Source organism: Arthrobacter sp. 10N43 (genome assembly GCF_056394525.1).
Genome location: NZ_JBFTIA010000021.1, coordinates 1 through 15,091, shown reverse-complemented (window position 1 = coordinate 15,091; position 15,091 = coordinate 1). Strand labels below are relative to the sequence as shown.

Annotated in this window: 15 protein-coding genes, 1 rRNA gene and 1 pseudogene; 7 read left to right on the top strand and 10 right to left on the bottom strand. The window is 65.0% G+C overall.

The annotated features are described in order from the left end of the window. Complete coding sequence (locus AC1DDO_RS22045) at window positions 1-711, top strand: hypothetical protein (protein WP_476972759.1); 711 nt, start codon at window positions 1-3, stop codon at window positions 709-711. A gap of 465 nt (window positions 712-1,176) precedes the next feature. Here the strand turns inward: AC1DDO_RS22045 and AC1DDO_RS22040 are convergent, their stop codons facing one another. From AC1DDO_RS22040 to AC1DDO_RS22030, 3 genes and pseudogenes are all read right to left on the bottom strand, one after another. Next, window positions 1,177-2,187, bottom strand: coding sequence for a DUF3375 family protein (locus AC1DDO_RS22040; RefSeq protein WP_476972758.1), 1,011 nt, complete (start codon window positions 2,185-2,187; stop codon window positions 1,177-1,179). Between the two features lie 274 nt (window positions 2,188-2,461). Next, entirely contained in the window at window positions 2,462-3,037 is a 576-nt protein-coding gene (locus AC1DDO_RS22035; protein ID WP_476972757.1) for an HNH endonuclease, read from the bottom strand. Window positions 3,038-3,280: 243 nt separating this feature from the next. Next, window positions 3,281-3,719, bottom strand: a pseudogene (locus tag AC1DDO_RS22030) (alkaline phosphatase D family protein); the annotation flags it as partial. 126 nt (window positions 3,720-3,845) lie between these two features. On the opposite strand from AC1DDO_RS22030, the gene AC1DDO_RS22025 reads away from it, so the two are divergent. After that, window positions 3,846-4,622: a hypothetical protein gene (locus AC1DDO_RS22025; RefSeq protein ID WP_476972756.1), complete on the top strand. Its 777-nt coding sequence runs from the start codon at window positions 3,846-3,848 to the stop codon at window positions 4,620-4,622. Window positions 4,623-4,644: 22 nt separating this feature from the next. On the opposite strand, the gene AC1DDO_RS22020 is transcribed toward AC1DDO_RS22025, so the two are convergent. Further along, window positions 4,645-5,943: a flavin-containing monooxygenase gene (locus tag AC1DDO_RS22020; RefSeq protein WP_476972755.1), complete on the bottom strand. Its 1,299-nt coding sequence runs from the start codon at window positions 5,941-5,943 to the stop codon at window positions 4,645-4,647. Between the two features lie 1,293 nt (window positions 5,944-7,236). Continuing rightward, window positions 7,237-7,818, bottom strand: coding sequence for an HNH endonuclease (locus tag AC1DDO_RS22015; protein ID WP_476972754.1), 582 nt, complete (start codon window positions 7,816-7,818; stop codon window positions 7,237-7,239). A gap of 227 nt (window positions 7,819-8,045) precedes the next feature. On the opposite strand from AC1DDO_RS22015, the gene AC1DDO_RS22010 reads away from it, so the two are divergent. Further along, on the top strand, window positions 8,046-8,783 hold the full coding sequence (locus AC1DDO_RS22010) for a hypothetical protein (RefSeq protein ID WP_476972753.1): 738 nt from the start codon (window positions 8,046-8,048) through the stop codon (window positions 8,781-8,783). A 6-nt stretch (window positions 8,784-8,789) separates the two neighbouring features. On the opposite strand, the gene AC1DDO_RS22005 is transcribed toward AC1DDO_RS22010, so the two are convergent. Beyond that, the gene (locus tag AC1DDO_RS22005; RefSeq protein ID WP_476972752.1) at window positions 8,790-9,173 is read right to left on the bottom strand and encodes a TfoX/Sxy family protein; all 384 of its coding nucleotides are present in this window, start codon (window positions 9,171-9,173) and stop codon (window positions 8,790-8,792) included. A gap of 320 nt (window positions 9,174-9,493) precedes the next feature. On the opposite strand from AC1DDO_RS22005, the gene AC1DDO_RS22000 reads away from it, so the two are divergent. Further along, the gene (locus AC1DDO_RS22000) at window positions 9,494-9,697 is read left to right on the top strand and encodes a cold-shock protein (RefSeq protein ID WP_011690916.1); all 204 of its coding nucleotides are present in this window, start codon (window positions 9,494-9,496) and stop codon (window positions 9,695-9,697) included. A gap of 198 nt (window positions 9,698-9,895) precedes the next feature. Here AC1DDO_RS22000 and AC1DDO_RS21995 read toward each other — a convergent pair whose 3' ends face one another. After that, window positions 9,896-10,078 (bottom strand): PspC domain-containing protein, encoded by a 183-nt coding sequence (locus tag AC1DDO_RS21995; RefSeq protein ID WP_476972751.1) that lies wholly within the window; start codon window positions 10,076-10,078, stop codon window positions 9,896-9,898. A 101-nt stretch (window positions 10,079-10,179) separates the two neighbouring features. Next, window positions 10,180-12,027: an AfsR/SARP family transcriptional regulator gene (locus AC1DDO_RS21990; protein WP_476972750.1), complete on the bottom strand. Its 1,848-nt coding sequence runs from the start codon at window positions 12,025-12,027 to the stop codon at window positions 10,180-10,182. 337 nt (window positions 12,028-12,364) lie between these two features. Here AC1DDO_RS21990 and AC1DDO_RS21985 point away from each other — a divergent pair, with 337 nt between their 5' ends. Further along, window positions 12,365-12,538, top strand: a complete 174-nt coding sequence (locus AC1DDO_RS21985) for a hypothetical protein (protein ID WP_441411446.1) — start codon at window positions 12,365-12,367, stop codon at window positions 12,536-12,538. A 477-nt stretch (window positions 12,539-13,015) separates the two neighbouring features. Next, window positions 13,016-13,483, top strand: a complete 468-nt coding sequence (locus AC1DDO_RS21980; RefSeq protein WP_441411445.1) for a hypothetical protein — start codon at window positions 13,016-13,018, stop codon at window positions 13,481-13,483. Between the two features lie 55 nt (window positions 13,484-13,538). On the opposite strand, the gene AC1DDO_RS21975 is transcribed toward AC1DDO_RS21980, so the two are convergent. Beyond that, entirely contained in the window at window positions 13,539-13,844 is a 306-nt protein-coding gene (locus tag AC1DDO_RS21975; protein ID WP_476972749.1) for a DUF1905 domain-containing protein, read from the bottom strand. Window positions 13,845-13,894: 50 nt separating this feature from the next. Beyond that, a complete protein-coding gene (locus tag AC1DDO_RS21970; protein WP_441411443.1) occupies window positions 13,895-14,242 on the bottom strand; it encodes a hypothetical protein in 348 nt (115 codons plus the stop codon). Window positions 14,243-14,957: 715 nt separating this feature from the next. Between AC1DDO_RS21970 and AC1DDO_RS21965 the strand changes: the two genes are divergently transcribed. After that, window positions 14,958-15,091 (top strand): 16S ribosomal RNA (locus AC1DDO_RS21965); the annotation flags it as partial.

Sequence of the window (15,091 nt, the reverse complement as noted above, 5' to 3'; positions counted from 1 at the left end):
ATGAGCAACGGTGCCGGCGCGAAAGCACGCCGCGAAGAAGAGATCGCATTCCTGGCCATGGAGCATGTCCTTGGTGTCGACATCAGGCTCGCGGACTCCGCGGGCGGGGACAAGATGCCCGATGGCGCGTGGGTGAGTGACGACGGCCGAACTCGAGGCATCGTCGAGATCACGTCACCTCCTGCCACGGACCTTTTGACCGAATGGGCCCGGGCGAAAAAGGAAGGCCGACCTCAGACGGAGGGCGGGCAGATCCCATTGCGCCTGAACGAGCTCGCTGACGTCTGCGCGGAGTTGCTGGCTGCGGACTGGGCGCGCGAAAACATCGAGAAGCTGCAAGCCCAACCGGCGGATGAGCGCCATCTCTTCCTGTTTGGGCGAGGTCACGACGTGGAGCACTACTTCTATCGCCTGTCCGACTCGTACGAGGACGGGTCGATAGAGCCCGTTGAGGATCTCGCCCTGCCGGAGGGCATCTCCGACGTCTGGTTCAGAGGCAGAGCCCGACGCAAGTCTCGGAAACTGCTGGGAACCATCGAGGTCTGGTTGGCGCGATACCAAGCTGGGTCCGGATGGCAGCGCTATGTGGTGGAGATTGAAGAGCAAGACCTGCCCTCTCCGACCGCTGGAATAGCCGACGACCCCGTGCCCGCTGAGATGAGGCACCCGAAAGACCGAACAGCCGCCAATGCGACAGCTGACAACCGATAAAACCTGCCAGGCGAAAACGGTCGAGGGAACCGGCACAGAGGACGGCGTGCGGTTCTTTGATTGCTCCACGCCTCACCCGTGTGGCTGCTCATGTCACGCCAACATGCCGATCCTGTTACCTCCGGTCCCGGGTCAGCAGACAGCGCCTGTAGCGTCATCTGAACACACTGGGGAGTTCTGTCTCGTGAACATCTCCTAGACGAGACGAGACACGTCCACCGGCAGTGCGCAGGTGAACGGGCCTCGGAATGTTGTCCCAGAAGTTCTCCAGAGTCGTGTTGGGGTTCCGAGACTCCCGGAGCGTGAAATGTGGCGTCTTCGGGCTGCGACGAGCCCCGCCACGAACTTCGCAAGGTCGCAACCAAAGGCAGGCCGGCTGTGAAAGCCGCCCTGCCTTTGGCGTGTTCGGAGCTTCCGCCTAAATAATGTCCGCTTCTGCCGGGCTGGGGAAATTCGCTGCCGGATTCATGCTGGCCTTCCAAAGATGATCTGTTCGAAGGTGGCTTCGCGGATGCTGCCGTCCGGGAAATGCCAGGCTATTTGCTGGAAGGACTCGGCGTTGATGCTCGCCCAGTCCGATTCCGTCGCCAGCTGGTAGTAGGCCATGATCTCCGCGAGGCCCTGGGAGACGGGGTAAGTCGCGGTGACCTCCGCGAGCGTGGCCTGTTCCGCGTCGGCGAGGACGGCGTCGATGTTGGCCTTGAGGCGTTCCTTGTCCACGTAGAACTGGCTGAACAGGGCGCCGGCGTCCACGTCGGCGTCATCGGCGGTGAGGACGACGTCGTCCACCATCACCCGCCGACTCGGCTCATACAGCGGCCGTTCGAACGGCAGCGTGATGTCGACGGACGGTGCCGCGATGCTCATAAAGTCTCCCGACGGCGGCTGCTCCCGGGTGGCGAGGGCGCCGGAGTCGACACTCCGGATGAGCTGCATGATGCGCTTGTTCTCCAGGAAGACCTTGTCGTCGAGCAGCCGGCGCATCTGCTGGGACAGTTGGCGGACGGTGCCCTCGGTCTGTTCGACGGCGGGCAGCCAGTCCTGGTGCAGGTTCGCCACGGCGTGGAGGTTCTCGGTGTGGGCGAGGGCTTCGATCCGTGTGGCGCGCTGGAGGAGTTCCTGCAGTTTTCTCCGGGACTCCGGGGACATGAGGTAGTCCCCGAAGCCCTGGAACGTCCGGCCCTGCAGCGAGCTGCTGATGTCCTGCTGGTTGGCGAAGATCGATTCCAGGAGCTCGCCCTGGGTGCCGTCCCTCGTGGCGATCGGTTCGCGGACTTGGCGGTCCGGCTTCCGGAAGTTCTGCTCCACCTCGCGGAAGTCTGAGAGGAGGTCCTTGGCCAGGGCGGTCAGCTGCTGGAAATGGTCCAGCGCTTCCGGCGCTGTCATGACCCGGATGGTGCCCTCGCGGATCCGCTGAATTTCGGCGAGCTGCTGCCGCCCAAGGTTGCGCTGGTTGGGCACGGTGAAGGCGGCCACAAAAAACGAGATGGCGAGCGGCGCGTTCTAGGCGCCCAACAGGGACCAGCCTGCGTGGTTTTCACGCGGGGCATTGATTGCGTAGTAGTCCATCGTGTCTTTGAGGCGGCGGTGCGTGCTGACGTTAGGCCAAAGGTACAGGCGATCACAGACAGGCTGTGGAGGAGTAGTGCCGTCCCTATTTTATTGCGGCGTCGGTCCGGGGTGCGGGTGGCTGGGACCTGGGTGCGTCAGGAGTTCAGCGAACTACCCGCACTGCTTCGTCTCCGGTCGCTCAGGCGAGCGGCTGCCGCGCACCGACGCTGACGGAACCGGCCGGTGCAACGTACTCCCGCCGTCGTCGTTCCATCCTTGCCTGCTGACCGGGCGAGGGAACCCGCGCGCCCTTGGCCCGGTTGCACCTGGCACAGGCCGCGACGAAGTTCTCCAGGCTGGTGGATCCGCCCTTGGACCACGGGTAGAAATGGTCGCCGTGCGCAGGAGGAAGCCGGCACCGCCGCCGGAGTCCGGACTCCATCTCGCACTGGCCACCGGCGCGTGTCATGCCCTCCCGGCGCTGCTGGCGACTGAAACGCCGGGCCGGGTCCCGGCGTTTCAGGTCTCTGGCGCGGATGACGGCCGCAACAATCGTCAGAACCACCAGTAAAAGCCCCGGGGCGGCGACCGCAGCCAGAACGCCGTCGGCCATGCCGCGAAGAACTTCGGCTGCGGTTGCTGCGCTGCGGCTGCCCGCCGGGTTCGCTTTCGGCATGAGCGCCAGGACAACGGAGGCGCCCAGCCACACAATCACAGCCGAATAGGCCGCACGGAGAGCCTGGCGGATCCAGTAGATGCGTTTCAGTTCCACCATTCAGTCGTCCCCCATCGATTTACAGCCCTGTCGAAACCCTGCTGCGCTGCAGCTAGGGAGATCGTACCGTTGGGCTCACGATTCTGCCTCGTGAGTACGGCTTTTGCGTCCATTCAAAGCTAACCAGTCCAGGCATCCGTGGGTATTCGCGGGCGCCGTGAAGGCCCAACGGCGGGGGAGAGCCGACGACGGCGTACGCGTGCCCGCCGTCGTCCAGGCTGGTTCGAACGGATTCTTCCCCCGCTACTGCAGCCCCGGAACACTTTCCCGGATCTGGAAGAAGGCCTTCGTGCGGACGGGCGGTCCCAGCGTCGTGACGTGGTCCAGCGTCCGGAAGCCGGCTGTCATCGCGTCTTTGGTGATCTTCGTATTCACGTAGCCGCGGGTGACGTTGTAGAACTTCAGGTGCGGGTTCCAGGCCATTGTCGCGTCCGTGGTGGAGTCGGAGCCATTGCCCGTGGAGGTGATGGACGTGCACACCAGTTCCGACCCCACTGCGGCGGCGCCCGATCCTTGTAGTCCACCTTGACGTCAGTGGCCCAGTTGCGGTGCACGTCGCCGGTGAGGACCTCGGAGCTGCGCACGTTGGCGTCCACCCCGCCCTGCGTGACGCGTTGGCGCGACGCGGCGTAGCCGTCCGCCCGACCATGGAGGCGTCGTCGATCTCCGGCGCCGGGTTCCGGGGCCCCTTAAAATCCGAAGGTGGCGTTCCCCAAAAAGTGCGGGACACTGGAAGTCCCGAATCACGAAAGCGGGCAACCTTGATTAGTCTCCAGCACGATGCCGACGGCTTCACCCGGCCGAGTCCATGGAACTGAACCGGACCGGCGGGGTCAGCGCCGCCGGCCATCTGGATCCGTTGCTGTATCCGTGGGACTCGCCCGTGGCTTCGGGTGTCATGGACGGTGATGGATTCCGGCCCCTTGAGCTTTCAGCCGGACTGGATGAAGCCCTCGCGCAAGCGGGCGCGGCACCGCTGGAAGCCCGTTCCCTGGTGGTCTCCATCGGCTCGAATTCAAGCGCCGACGTGATGCGGCGGAAATTCGCCAACTACCACCAGCCTGTCAGCGCGGTCCTGCCGCTGGTCCGGGGGCAGCTCCACAACATCGCCGTCGGCCACTCCGCCCACGTGAGCAAGGCCGGCTACATCGCCGCGGCCCCGTATCCGCTGCTGGGGGAGTGCGCAGCGGTCTGGCTTTCGTGGCTGGACGATGTCCAGCTGATGGCCCTCGACGAGACGGAGCCCAACTACCGGCGGATCCAGCTCGACGGCGAAGCCTGCCCGCTCGTGGTTGACTGCGCGGAGCGTCCGGAGGAGTTTTCGCTGTTCACCTCGCGCTGGGGCGTGCTGACCGACGGCGACGGCGCGAAGTTTCCCTTCCTCGACCAGCCTGCCCTCTTCGGGCTCCTCGCCGGCAGCGGTACCGGGGACCTCCTGGAGGAGGGGAAGGCCGTGTTCGACGGGCCGCCGGGGCTTGTTGCCGAGCAACTCGCGATGCCCTCGGTTCAGGCATGGGCCAGGGAATGGTTCAGCTCGGCCGGCCTCGCCGCGCCAGTGGACTTCGACGGGCCTTGCGCGGGGTAGCCGCCCCTCTGGGACGCCGCCGTCACCGGGCGCCGATGTCCTGTGCATTGTTCTCCGCGATGTGCTGCGCGATGTATTCGGCATCGCGGCCCACGCCCGCCACGATGGACGAGCCGTGCCCGGTTAGCCACGGCAACCCGACGGCGTACAAGCCCGGGTGTTCGGTGACGCCGCGGTGGTGCCGGGGGTAGTTCCATTCGTCCAGCACCGGGATGTCCAGGATGCTGAAGTCCAGCCGGTAGCCCGTGGCCCAGAGGACCGAGGTGATGTTGGCGGCTTCAAGGTTCAGCCGCGCCGGCTCCGAAGGAATCCAGTCGTCCTTGCGCGGCGGCTCCGGCTCCGGTGCGGACATGCCGGTGGCGGCAATATAGCTGTCGAACATCGGCTTCATCCGCTGGTAGAACGCCGCCTCCACCAGGCCCAGGCGTTCCGGAATGTCATCAGTGAAGACGAGGTCGCCGTCGTCGGCTGCTTCCAAATGGCCGTGCAGCCGGACGCCGCGCCGGCCGAGGTCCCGCAGGTGGATGTCGTGGCCGCCGTCGGCGCCGGACACCAGCGGGTTGCAGGCGAACCTCGCCGCGGGGGAGGGCAACTGCCCCACGGTGAGGCCGTTCAGTCCGTAGTCGGGGCCGAATTGTGCAAGCTGCATCATCCAATAGAGGAGGTCCTGGCCGCGGTACCGGCGCGGTGCTTCCGGGCACGTGGACACCGCCAGATGGATTTCGCGGCCGACGGCGAGCAGTTCCTCGGCGATCTGGCCGCCGGACTGGCCGGTGCCAACGATCAGCACGGCACCGTCGGGCAGCTGGCCCGGGTTGCGGTAACTGTCGGTGTGAAGTTGCAGGATGTGGCCAGGGAGCTGGGCCGACAGTGCGGGGATTTTCGGCTTCTGGTAACCGCCGGTAGCGAGCACCACGTTCCGGGCCCGCCAGCTGCCCTGGGTTGTGGCCACGTTGAAGCCGCCGCCCTCCGCGGGCGCGATACGCGTGACATCCACACCCGTCCGGACAGGAGCGCCGATGCTCTCCGCATAGTGCCGGAAATAGCCGATGAGGTCATCTCGCAGCATGAATGCTTCCGGGGCGGGGCCGTCATACGGCATGCCGGGCAGCGCGAGCGAGAAGTTCGGCGTGTTCAGGCAAAACGCGTCCCACCGGTCCTGCCAGGCCCCGCCAAGGGTTTCGCGCCGTTCCAGCAACTGATGTTCGACGCCGGCCCGGCTCAGCCAGTAGCTCGTGGCCAGGCCCGCCTGCCCAGCCCCGATGATAATTGTGTCGACGCTTTGCGGAGCCGCATGTCGGGCGGCCGTCGGGGTCTCCATGGTTCTTCTCCGTAGCCAAGATGCAGGGCTGGCTTTGCTGGCAGGATATGCCCGCAGCGTCGCTACGTACAGGTCGCCGTCAGCAGCGCTGCCGCCGGCCCGGCAACTGCCTTGCACTCTTGAGGACACGCAAAGGCAGTCGCGTGCTCAGCGGATATGTGGCAACCACGACACCGGGGGGGGGGGGGCTACATGCTGCCCGGTTTTGGTAATCCCACCCCCATACCGGTGGAGGAATACGGCCTAGTCACGTGTTGAATGGAGTAGACCGCGCTATTCGCAGCCAACACCGTCACCGTCGCGGTCCAAGCCGTAGATGTCACTTCCGACGACGGTTACTGGTCCTCGTACGTAGGCTGGACCGTTGCCGCTCCCGCCAGCGCAGTCCACATCAGAAGCGATCGGCACGCATGCACCTGAGTAGTTGCGATCGCATCCAGAGGGAGCTGCTGGGACTACTGGCCGAACGGGGATTTGAACCTTCACTGCGGCAGCCGCCGCTGCGGCTTGCTGGCGTGCGGCTTCCGCGGCTACGGCCTGCTGGCGTGCTGATTCTGCCGCAGCGGCCTGCTGGCGTGCCGCTTCCGCCGCGGCTTGTTCCTGCGCAGCCTTGGCTTTCGCTTCCGCGGCGGCTGCGTCAGAAGCTGCCTTGGCGGCAGCGGCCTTAAGGGCGACCGAAGCGGCCGCTGCCCGAGCATCCTTTACCCGCTTTGATGCTGTTTGCTCCATCCACAGCAGCTTTCCATCGTCGGCCTTCGTGCAGATAAAGACGGTTTGCTGGTGGGTTTCACTGGAATCTTCCGTGATGCAGGAGATTGTTGCGGGCGCAGTAGCCGTGGGCGATGCAGTGGGAGTCTCGGAAGCTGATTTGAAAGATGACGCCGTCGGCAGTGAGGCCACAGTTTGGCCTCCACAAGCTGTAAGCGCCAGGAGAGCAGCGCTTGCCATGACTGCGGTCTTGGCTAGCCGACCAGAAACTGGCGAAAGCCGTTTGCCGTTGGCCAGCTGGCAAGTCATTCCGTCAGGAAATCGAACATCGTTGCGCCCCAGGCGTGTATTCATTTGTGCCCCCACAAATCAGATTCAGATGAAAGTTCTCGCCGACCTTAGCACTGGAACTCGCGTTCGATATAGACTTCTTTAGTCAACAAAACCTGTCATTTGCGGTTTTAATTTCTTGTCAACTGTAATAGGTCTGGATTTCGTCCCACGTTCGCCCGTACCTGGTGGCCAGCCCGGCCACCCCGGCCCCGATCGCCAGGGTGTTGACCCTCTGCGGAGTCTGATTTCGGTTCAGTTCGGGAGCGGCTGCCGTTCACCAACCGCAACCGCATCCTCGTGCGTTACGTACGTCCGCCGTCGTCGTTCCAGCCTTTCCTGCTGGCCTGGCGACGGGATCTTCGCGCCTTTCGCGCGGTTGCACCTGCTGCACGCGGCGACGAAGTTCTGCAGGCTGGTGGATCCGCCCTTGGACCACGGATAGAAATGGTCACCGTGTTCCGCAGGACGGGAACAACGGCGGCGGAAGCCCGCCTCCATCTCGCACTTGCCTTCCGCCCTCGACATGCCTTCCCGGCGCTGCTGGCGGCTGAAGCGCCGGACCGGATCGCGGCGCTTCACGTCCCTCGCCCGGATGACCGACGCGCTAATGGCTAGGACGACGGCGAGTACGCCAGGAAGCGCGACGGCCGCCAGTATGCCGTCGAACATCCCTGTAAAAATGGTTGTGACGGTCGTGGGTTGTCGTACCGCAGTTGCGTTCCCGGAACGCGCCACGAGCGACAGGATGGCAGCCGCGAAGATCCACACTGTCAACGCGGCCATGCTCAGCCTGAGTAATTGGCGCGTCCAGTAGATGCGTATCAATTCAAGCATTTCGTCTCCCCCATAAAGACTTAGGCAAAAGTGATGACGGGCGGCGTCCCGCTCGCTGAGACAGATCGTACCTTCGCTGGCGCTACGGGGAGGCGCTCTCCACATGCGGTGTTCGTCAAGGGTGTTCTGGTTCCGTGCGGACCGCTACCTTTTTCCTAGGGCCATGGGCAAGCAACGGTGCTCTGACCCAGTGCAGGAATTTCTACTCAGAAGGAGTGGGAACGGTCATGAAGCGACGAACCAAAATCTTCTTTGGTGTGATCGTCCTCTTGCTCGTTGTTGGCGGGGCGACATTATTTGTCCTCGACAACACAAAAAGGAGTATGGCCGCGGAGTACAACCCGCAGATCAACCCCGCCGATTTCACCACGGAAATCACCAACAAATACTTCGCCCTCCCTGTCGGCAAAAAACTGACTTACGAGACCACCGAGCACGGAAAAGTCACCGAGAGGATCGAGATCGAAATCCTGCCGGAAACCAAAACCATAGAGGGCGTTGAGACGGCGATCTATCTGGATAAGGAGTACAAGAACGGGCAGCTGGTAGAGGAAACCCGGGATTACCTGGCGCAACACAAGAACGGCGACGTCTGGTACTTCGGCGAGGAAGTGGGCAACTACGCGAATGGAACGCTGGTAAACCACTCCGGCAGCTTTCTCCATGGACAAGACGGGGCAAAAGCCGGCATCTGGATGAAGGCCGAGCAGAGCGTCGGTGACTCCTACAAGCAGGAGTTCTACCCTGGCCACGCGGAAGACACGCGGGACACCGTAGCCACCGGCGAGACCGTCTCCACCAAGTCAGGCACGTACACCGACTGCGTCAAGGTCTACGACTGGACGCCGCTTGAAAAGGGCGCCCGCGAGTACAAGTATCACTGCCCCCAGATCGGTGGGCTTGCGCTCACCGAGGACCTGGAGACCGGCAGCCGGTCAGAACTCGTGAACGTTGTAATGCCCTAAGCCTTGCTACTTCTTGGGCCGGGGCTTGGAAACCTTCGGAGCCTTCGGCGGCAGTCCCGCCACGTGCTCGAATGCCTTCTCCACCCATGCCTTGGCCCGCGCATCGTCGCCGTCACCCTCGGCGTTCCAGACCTCCGGCAAACCGGTGTAGCCGCCCATGGGGCGCTCCGGCGGCCCGAACGGAACCGTCCGCTCGGTGCTTTCAAGCGCCTCCTTGTCCGCCTCGGCCAGCTTCACACCGATGGTGGGGCCGAACAGGCCCGCGAACATGTTCCCGTGCACGAACGCCCCGAGGTTTCCGAACATCGGCTTGATGACCACCTCGGGCTGGTCGGGCAGCACTGAGCGGAAGTGCTCCTTGTCGGCGTCGGACGCTTTCGGCATTTCCATGGGTCTTCCTCCGGTAACTGACGGTCACGGACAGGTCTTCCTGCAGGATATGCCCGCGAGCGGCACGGCACACTCGGGCACGCAGACGGCTGGCGCGGTGCGGGGCGGGGTGCCGCGGACGGCGCCTCGACGGGGGTGTGGTAATTGGTGTCCGGAATCTCCTGTACAGTTGATCCTGTTGTTGTGTTTATGCAGTTCGTAGTTCAGGCAGTACGCATGGTCGAAAGCCCATGTTCTTCTGAAGCAGCGGTTTTGAGCACCCCAAACAGGAGGACCCGAAAGTCGGGACAGTTCCTCCACCTTCACGAAGGACAAAAATAATGGCTACTGGTACCGTCAAATGGTTTAACGCTGAAAAGGGCTTCGGCTTCATTTCCCCCGATGACTCCTCACAGGACGTTTTCGCACACTACTCTGCGATCAACTCCTCCGGCTTCCGCTCCCTCGAAGAGAACCAGAAGGTCTCCTTCGAAACCGAGCAGGGCCCCAAGGGTCCCCAGGCCACCAACATCCAGGCTATCTAATTTCCTTAGATACCCGGAACCGTTAGGTTTCTAGCAGGGCCCGTCTTCGGACGGGCCCTGCTTTTGTTTAACCCACCCGTGCTTCCACAGGAGTACGACGACGACGGCGGCGCGCCACCGCCGTCGTTCAGCTCCAGTGATGGCAGCTATGCCCTGTGCGGTGCGGCAGTCCTGCCCTGTGCTGAAGCCGTGCTCGGGCTAGTCGCCCTCGGGGATGATGATCCACAGCGCGAGATAGACAAACTCGCCCACGCCGAAAAGGCCGAAGAACATGAACCCGAGGCGGACGAACGACCGCGGGACCTCGAAACGGTCGGCCAGGGCGGCACACACCCCGGCGATGACCTTGCCACGCCGGGGACGAACCAGGGTTGCTGCCATTTCGTCACCCTAGCACCGGGTGTGGGTCCCGTCAGCAGGAATCTTCGCCTGTGCATCGGGGCGACGCAGTGGCTCCACAGCCTGCGCGACTTAGCCAGTCGTCAGAGCTGCCCGCGCCGTGCCAGGTAGGTGTTGAGCGCCGGGTTGTCGATGTCCTTGGCCAGCCACGGGATGGTCTCGGCGGCGGCGGTGTCGCCCAGGACCGCCCGGTGCGAGTGCGCCCGGACCACGAGTTCGCGCAAGGCGCCGCGGCTGGCCATGGTGCCCAGCCGGTCGGCGTAGTCCCCGGCGGCGGGCGAGCCGGCGTCGATCGCGACCTCGGCGGCCGTGTCCAGCAGCCGGGCCCGGTACCAGAGATACCAGGGGGTGGTGTCGAGACCCCGCTTCAGCCAGGATTCGGCCCCGGCGGGATCGTTCAGCGCCATGCTGAGCCGGGCCTTGGCCCCGGCGGCCAGGGTCAGGTAGCAGTGGTCGCCCGCGACGTCGGCCATCACCCAGGAGCGGTCGATCAGGGGAGCGGCCTCCTCCAGCTGGCCCGCGGCGAGATAGGTCTCGCCGCGGAGCCCGGCGACAAAGGGCTCGAACGCCGTCCAGTGTTCGGCCGCGATCAGTTCCTGGGCCCGGTCCAGGCACTCAGCTGCGGGCTCCAGATCCCCGCGTAGCAGATGCACCCGGCCGGCCAGGGCCTCGCTGAACGCCAGCAGACGGCGGCCGCCCACAGCGGTCGCGAGCCGGATCGATTCGGCCAGGGCCGCCAAAGCCTCGCTGTAGTGCGCGGTATCCGAGGCCGCCATGCCCTGGATGGCCAGGATCCGGGACCGTTCGTCGTCGAACCCGTCCGCGGCCCGGGCCGCCTGCTCCAGCCAGCCGGCCGCCCGGTCCGGGATGCCGCGCTGCACGGACAGGTACCCGAGCTCCCGGTACGCGGCCGCCGCCACCCGCGAGGCCGGCCGCCCGGGATTCCGCGTGTCCGACTGCAGCGCCTCAGGATCCAATCCCTCCGACTTCAAAGCTCTGTGCAGGAGATCGGCCACCTCGGCGCCGCGGCCGCCGGCCTGATGGATCAGCGCCCCGGACAGCGTGACCAGCGATTCAGCCAGCAGATGATGGTCGCCGGTCCGTTGCGCGATCTCGGCCGCGAGGCGTAACTGCTCCAGACCACGGTCCACCGAGCCAGCCGAGAGCGAGGCCTCGGCGGCATCGAGGTAGGACCGCACCGCGGCGGAACTCGCCGGCAGCCCCGGCTCGGCCGCAGAACCGGCCGCCGGCGCCGCGTCGGACAGCGCCCGGCGCACCTCCGCGGGCACACCCAGTCCGAGCTCCCGGCGGTAGAGCTCGCGGCACTTGTCCGCCTGCTCCCGCGCCCGACGGTATTCGCCCAGGGACACCAGGGCCTTGATCAGCACGGCGTGGCAGTCGGCGTTGAAGGGGTCCAGGTGCAGCGCACGGGTGGCGAGGTCGACGGCGTCGTCCGCCCTTCCGGCCGCCAGCGCGGCGAGCGACGCCTCGTAGAGCAGTGTCAGGACGGTGTTCTCGAGCCGGTGCCGCTGGTCCTCCAGCCAAGATTCGAACGCTGGGCATTCGTCGAAGGCGAGCCCCTCCAGGAGTTCGCCGTCGAGGGTGCGGGGGTCGGCGTCTTTGGTGGGGGCCAGGGCCGCCATAACGTCGCAGTTCCACCCGGCCGGCAGCACCAGCCGCAGCGGGTCGCCGCCGACCGATTCCGCGCCGAGGGTCCGCCGCAGTTCGGAGAGGTTCCAGCGCAGGGCGCCGAGGGGGTCCTCGGCGTCGGGGAACAGGAGGGCCGCCGTCCGGGCCCGGCCGGTGCCGCCCGGTTGAAGCGCGAGGTAGGCCAGCACAGCCCACGCCTTGCGGCCGCGGGGCTGCCGGGGTGCGGTGCCAGCGGACTCGATCCTGGGCGGACCGAGGAGCCGAATCCAAGTGTCGGCCATATGAGTCATGCTACGCCGCTGGTGGGGGGGCGGGAGGGGGTGATGGTGGCGGTGCCACGGGGTAGCGGCGGGGGTGCTGGCGGAGCTGTTGGCGACGCGCGATCGGAGCCGCACCGGGCGGTAAACCTGGCCGGAAACAGGCCGGAAGCCGGCCGGAAAAAAGCTCACACGGTGGCTCACACGGTCCGAGCGGAAACTGGACATGTCCCCACAAAAGGACCGGAATCCAGAACCACAGCCGCAACGCCAAACCCGCACCGATCACCCCGGATTCCGGCCCACAACCTGCCCATCATCCGCCCCATCAACCAGCTCACTCGCCCGAGGTGCTTCACAAATGGAATTAACCGCCATCCTGCTCGCCGGACTCCTGGTCTTCGCAGCCGTCGCCACCTTCGTCGCGGTCTTCCGCGACGGCCGGGGCCACACCCCGCCCGTCCGGTCCACCCGCCCATGGATGGCCGGCAATCTCCCCAGCGAACCGTACGCGACCCTGCGGACCCTGCGCTGACCGAATCCCCGCAGCCGCACTCCAGTAACCGTCCGGGCCTGACCCCCGCCTCCAGAAACGGAGACGGAGGCCAGGCCCGACGTCGTGCGTTTGCCTGAGTGCCATGCGGAGGTCGCCGGGATCATCCGCGGACCCACGGCGGCGGGAAAAAAAGTGGCCGCAACCTGGTTTCCGCCACGTTTCCGGGCAGCCGCTACGTGGATTCACGCAGCGGCTGTCCGTTTTTGGCGCGCAATTCCGGGGACGGTGCGGAATGCCGGTGCAGGGCGAATTCTCCGGCAGCGCAGCTGGCGGGTCTGTCTAGACACTCGCCGGGGCGCGGGAGCATCCTAAACGTGTGCGCGTTTCGGGGGAGCGGCTACGCGGCGGAGCTTCCGCCTTGGCTGGGGAAGCCGGGGAAACAGGCGGACCGCTGGCAGCCGGATCCTACTTTTCGGGCGTGCGGACACGATCGGCGAGGGAACCGGGGACCAGGTCATGGACGAAACATCCGATACGCGGCAGAAGCTATCCAACCGCATCGATGACAAACAACGGGACCTTCAGTCCTACCTCGGCCGGGAACGACCACGTCGGACCCGGTTGGCCGGCATCAGCATTGTGGGCAGCGCACTTGCCGCCGCGTTCACGGCAGGTCCCGCCGTCGGGGGCACTGGGTTCACCGAAGCGGTGGCGGCCGTCTTCAACCTGGCCGACGACTCGATCGTGTGGCGCGGGCTGTGCCTGCTGGCGGTGGTCTGTTCCGTGGCAGCAGCGCTGGCAACAAATTTCGCCACGTCCCGGTCGGTGGCGGACCGTGTGAGCGCGGCCGAGACGGCCAGCGCCCAGCTGGAGGGGTTGCAGGTCTCGCTGAACTTCGGGCACATTGACATCGACGAGGCCGTCAAGCTCTATCAGCAATATGCCACCCAGGTGGCGTTCGTGGAGGCCACGGCGGCGCGGTGACGGTACCCGGACTGACGCCGGACCGTCGAAGGCCCGCGCCGGACCGTCGCCGGATTCAGCCCGGGAGTTCCAGGTCGAGTTCCACATCCACCTGATCCCCGGCATGGATGCCGGCCGCGGTCCTGATGGTCTTCTTGACCGGGAGCAGGTACGAGTTGCGCCTGCTGTCCGGAAAGAGCGAGGTCAGCCACCGTTGCCCGGCGATGCAGGCGCTCACCTTCACCGAACCGAAGCCCTTGCGGAACGGCGCGGCCTCGTCCTTGAGCTCCTCGGCCAGGTCCGGCGGCAGCGTGATGAAGTGCCAGCCGGCTTGCTCGGGGTTGTGCCACAGCTCGGCACGGAACGCGTACGACGTCGTCACGCTCTGAGTATGGCACGCAGGGGCGCCGTCGAATTCGGTGTGGCGGACGCTCACCCCGCCTTGTAGTCGAACGTCAGCTGGGCCGGGGGAGGGCCCTGCAGCATCTCCGGCGTCAGCCCGTGAAGCTCCACCAGCTGCTCGCGGAACCAGACGTCATAGGGATCGTCCGAGGTCGCAAGGATCCCGAACGCCTTGGCCAGGTCCTCGGCCTCATGGAACAGGCAGACGAAGTCCCCCTGGGGAGTCTGCATGAGGCTGGCGACCTCCCGGGTGATGCCCATGCGCTCGCGCGAACGTTTGTGGTCCGCGGCGCGCGTCCCGTTCATCTCCGAGTCCAGGGCTTTCCACGCCTCCAGCTTCCCGGGCAAAATCGGCGCGAACCACGTTATGCATTCCATGACTGATGTCCTTCCACGCAACGACTTCCGCACGGTGGTAATCCCATCGGTGCAGCTGGAAGCATAGTCCTGCGGCCGACGCCGGGACAGAGGCTTCGGGAAGCGCCCCCGACCACGTGCCGGCGGGTCTGCGAGACGCACGACGGCGGCACTGTTGCGGAGTGTGACGCGGTGCACAAAACCCAGTTGGGCGTGTGTGCGGCCTGATAGGGGCGGGGGCGGCCGGTAATCCGCGCCAATTCAGGGTTCTGCGCGTAGGGCACCGCCTCCACGGGCCGATTTGTGCGGGGTCCTCCCGGCGTGTAAAGTAATTCGAGTCGCCGCCGCTGATGCGGAAAGAAAGCGACCGACCCCCTGATAAACAGCCTGAAAATGGTTCGCAAATTTGCGCGCTAAATAACGGTGGGGACCTTCTTGGAAGAAAGTAAATCGCAGAAATGCGAATTTGCAAACACTCCCAAGATCGGGTAAGTTTGAAAAGTTGCTCCGGAGCGATCCGCGACTGAATGTTGGTTGTGGTGGTGCCGGGTGTGTCTGTTGTTTGAGAACTCAATAGTGTGCCAAGTTTGTTGATACCAATTTATTGTAATGGATTGGTTGAATTGACCAGGTTRYGCCACCCCGTGGTGTGGTCTGGTTTTTACAGCTGGTTTCAAATTTTGTGCAGCCTGGTTATCCCGTTTTCCCGGGGTTCTTGGGTTGTGTCTGTTTTACTTCAACGGAGAGTTTGATCCTGGCTCAGGATGAACGCTGGCGGCGTGCTTAACACATGCAAGTCGAACGATGATCCGGTGCTTGCACCGGGGATTAGTGGCGAACGGGTGAGTAACACGTGAGTAACCTGCCCTT